Origin of the sequence: uncultured Nocardioides sp. (assembly GCF_902805925.1) — a bacterium.
Lineage (GTDB): Bacteria > Actinomycetota > Actinomycetes > Propionibacteriales > Nocardioidaceae > Nocardioides.
In genome coordinates this window covers 1-3,715 of sequence record NZ_CADCUP010000218.1, presented here as the reverse complement: position 1 = coordinate 3,715, position 3,715 = coordinate 1, and the positions used below count along the sequence as shown (strand labels likewise).

The window sequence follows — 3,715 nt, the reverse complement described above, 5'->3', positions numbered from 1 at the left end:
CCTAGTCTGCGGGCATGCGGATCACCAAGCTCGGACACTCCTGCGTGCGCATCGAGCACGACGGCCGCACCCTGGTCCTGGACCCGGGCGGGTTCACCGACCCCGGGGCCACCGAGGGTGCCGACGCGGTGCTCATCACCCACGAGCACCCCGACCACTACCTGGCCGACCACCTGCGAGCCTGCGACGCGCCCGTGTTCACCATCGAGGCCGTGGCGGCGCGGATCCGGGAGGACGCCCCCGACCTGGCGGAGCGCGTCACCGTGGTGGCGCCCGAGGAGCGCCTCGAGGTGGTCGGAGTGCCGGTGCGGGCCGTCGGAGAGCTGCACGCCGTCATCCACCCCGACCTGCCACGCATCGACAACTCGGGCTTCGTGCTGACCCTGGGCGAGCAGCGGGTCTACCACCCCGGTGACGCCCTCACGCCGCCCGGGGAGGACGTCGACGTGCTGTGCGCGCCGATCTGCGCGCCGTGGGAGAAGCTGTCGGAGGCGGTCGACTTCGCCGTCGCCGTCGGGGCGCCGCGCAACCTGGCCATCCACGACCGCGTCTACTCCGAGCTGGGCCTCGGCATCCTCGACGGCCACCTCCGCCGCTTCCTCGGCGCGTCCGGCCAGGAGTACACCCGGCTCGCCGACGGTCACGACCTGTAGCGCTCAGGGCCTCGTGAGCGCGTCCCGCACCGGCACCAGCTTCGCCTGCGACTCCGCGAGCTCGGCCTCGGGGTCGGAGCCGCCGACGATGCCGCACCCGGCGAAGAGCCGCACGCTGTCGCCCTCGAGCAGCGCGGAGCGCAGCGCGATGCCCCACTCGCCGTCGCCCGAGGCGTCCATCCAGCCGACCGGTCCTGCGTAGCGGCCCCGGTCCATGCCCTCGATCTCCGCGATCAGCGCCACCGCTGCGGTGGTCGGCGTGCCGCCCACCGCGGCCGAGGGGTGCAGCGCCTCCGCCAGGCGCAGGCTGGACACGGTGGCCGCGTCGTGGGCCACGCCCGCCACGTCGGTGGCCAGGTGCATGACGTTGGGCAGGTGCAGCACGAACGGCGTCTCCGGCACGTTCATCGACGAGCAGTGCGCCTCCAGGGCGTCGGCGACCGAGCGGACGGCGTACTCGTGCTCCTCGAGGTCCTTGCTGCTGCGGGCCAGGGTCGCCGCCAGGGCCAGGTCGCGCTCGTCGTCGCCGGTGCGGCGGATGGTGCCGGCCAGCACGCGGGAGGTGACCAGCCCGCGCTCGCGCCGTACGAGCATCTCGGGCGTCGCCCCGAAGAGACCGTCGACGTGGAACGTCCAGCACATCGGGTAGTCCGCCGCGAGGCGACGCAGGGGCCAGCGCACGTCGATCGGCTCGGTGGCGGTCGCGACGAGGTCGCGGGCCAGCACCACCTTCTCGAGGCCGCCGTGGTCGATGCGGGCCACGGCGTCGGCGACCACGCTCATCCACTGCTCGCCGTCGACGGCGCCGTCGGCGAAGCTGACCCCGGCCGGCGGCACGGGGGCGGTCTGCTCGGCGAACGGGTCGAGCCGGGCCGGGCCGAGGTGGGAAGGGCCCACGGTGGTGAGCCAGGTCGTCTCGCCGCGGCGGCCGAGGACGACCTGCGGCACGGTCAGCACCGAGTGGCCCGGCTCGTCGGCGAACGCGAACGACCCGAAGCAGACGAGCCCCGACCCGGGCTCCCCGACCTCGTCGACGACCCGGGCACGACCCACCTGCTCGCTCCACCACTTGTCGGCGTCGGCGAAGCGGGTGGGTCCGGTGGTGCGGATGCGGGCCGCGGTGCCCCAGCCGACCAGGCCGGCGCCCCTGCGGAGCCACGTGCAGGGGTCGCCGGCGGGCAGGCGCTCGAGCAGGTCCGGCACCGATGCTGAGTCGATCCTGACGCTGCGCACGACGAGCGGATCGGCGGCCGGCTCGGCGGCCGGCTCGGCGGAGGTCGTACTGCTCGTCACGAGGACCGAGGGTAACGCGGGCGCCGCAGGGCAGGGGTCAGGACCAGTAGACGACGACCCGGTCGCCGACCTGCACCTGGTCGAAGAGCGCCGCCATGCCGTCGTAGTCGCGCACGTTGACGCAGCCGTGCGAGGCGCCGGCGTACCCGTTGGCCGCGAAGTCGGGCGAGTAGTGCACGGCCTGGCCCCCGGAGAAGAACATCGCGAACGGCATCGAGGTGTCGTAGAGGCTCGAGACGTGGTCGCGCGACTTCGAGAACACCGAGAACGAGCCCTCCCGGGTCGGCAGCTCGTCGGAGCCGAAGCGCACCTCGAAGGTCTCCAGCACCGTGCCGTCGACCACCCAGCGCAGCGTGTTCGAGCCCTTGTCGACGCACAGCACCCGCCCGGTACGGCACCGCGTGTCGAGGGCGCCGGGCTCCGGCTCGATGTTGTGCATCTGGTCGTAGGTCGGGGTGTAGGTCATCGCGGCGAGCCGGTCGAGCGTGCGCTGGTCGACCTCGCCGGTGACCGGGATCCCGCGCTTGGCCTGGAAGCCGCGGACCGCCTCCACGGTCTCCTTGTCGTAGGTCCCGGTGACGTCGCCGAACAGCCAGGCGATCTGCACGAGGCGGGCCTGCACGGCGCGCACCTCCTCACCGCCGGCTCCCCGGGCGAGGAGCGCCGGACCCGGCTCCAGGACGTTGTGCGCCTGGTCGTGGGTGGGCGTCTCGGTCATCGCGGTGAGCCGGCGCCACGTGCGCTGGTCGACCTGTCCTGTCGCCGCGATCCCGCGCTTCTCCTGGAAGCCGCGCACCGCCTCGCGGGTCTCCCCGTCGTAGCGACCGGTGGTGAGCTCGGGCCACCACGCCAGCTGGAAGAGGCGGTGCTGCAGCTCGCGGACCCGCTCGCCGGTGTCGCCCTGCGCCAGCACGAAGCGCGGGGCGGCCGGCTCGCTGGGCTTCGGTGCCACGGGCTCTGCCGGCGTGACCGACGGCTCCACCGGGCCGGGGGTCGGCTCGGCCGCCACCCCGCCCGCGGCCCGCGGGCTGTCTCGCTCGGCGTACCAGCGGACGGCGAGGGCCGTCCCGATCGTCGTCGCGGCGAGCACCGCGACCGTCAGCACGGTCACCATCAGGGCGCGCAGCGCCTTCATCGCATTCCTCCGGGTGGTCAGGCGTTCCAGTGTCACTGACCAGGACGCGGTCCCCACGCATTTGGTTGCTCCCAGGGGCAGCGCAGTGTCGGCCCAGTGGTGGCGCGGTGTCGGCCGGTGGCGATCGGCGCCCGGGGGAGGGGACCGTAGGCTCCGGCCCGTGGCCCGCGCAGAGCTCGACAAGCAGCCGACCGACGTACGACGCATGTTCGACGCCGTGGCCCGGCGCTACGACGTGACCAACGACGTGCTCTCGCTCGGCCAGGACCGGCGCTGGCGCCGCGACGTCGTCGACGCCGTCGACCCCCGCCCCGGGGAGCGGGTGCTCGACCTCGCAGCCGGCACCGGCACGTCGAGCCAGCCCTTCGCCGACGCCGGCGCTGTCGTCGTGCCCTGCGACTTCTCCCTCGGCATGCTGCGGGTCGGCAGGCGCGCGCGGCCGGCGCTGCCCTTCACCGCCGGCGACGGCACTCGGCTGCCCTTCGCCGACGACACCTTCGACGCCGTGACGATCTCCTTCGGGCTGCGCAACATCGTCGACCCGATGGCCGGGCTGCGCGAGATGCTGCGCGTGACCCGGCCGGGCGGCCGGCTGGTGGTGTGCGAGTTCAGCCACCCGACCTGGACGCCGTTT

4 protein-coding genes are annotated in these 3,715 nt (G+C 74.0%); 2 read left to right on the top strand and 2 right to left on the bottom strand.

The features are described from left to right. The first annotated feature begins 14 nt into the window (after positions 1-14). The gene (locus tag QZX64_RS15885) at positions 15-653 is read left to right on the top strand and encodes an MBL fold metallo-hydrolase (protein WP_295661713.1); all 639 of its coding nucleotides are present in this window, start codon (positions 15-17) and stop codon (positions 651-653) included. 3 nt (positions 654-656) lie between these two features. Here the strand turns inward: QZX64_RS15885 and QZX64_RS15880 are convergent, their stop codons facing one another. Together QZX64_RS15880 and QZX64_RS15875 are read right to left on the bottom strand one after the other, a co-directional pair. Beyond that, the gene (locus QZX64_RS15880; protein ID WP_295661711.1) at positions 657-1,946 is read right to left on the bottom strand and encodes an isochorismate synthase MenF; all 1,290 of its coding nucleotides are present in this window, start codon (positions 1,944-1,946) and stop codon (positions 657-659) included. Between the two features lie 37 nt (positions 1,947-1,983). Further along, on the bottom strand, positions 1,984-3,081 hold the full coding sequence (locus QZX64_RS15875) for a peptidoglycan-binding protein (RefSeq protein WP_295661708.1): 1,098 nt from the start codon (positions 3,079-3,081) through the stop codon (positions 1,984-1,986). Positions 3,082-3,241: 160 nt separating this feature from the next. On the opposite strand from QZX64_RS15875, the gene QZX64_RS15870 reads away from it, so the two are divergent. Further along, positions 3,242-3,715, top strand: a 474-nt coding sequence (locus tag QZX64_RS15870) for a class I SAM-dependent methyltransferase (protein ID WP_295661705.1), incomplete at its 3' end; no start/stop codon positions are given.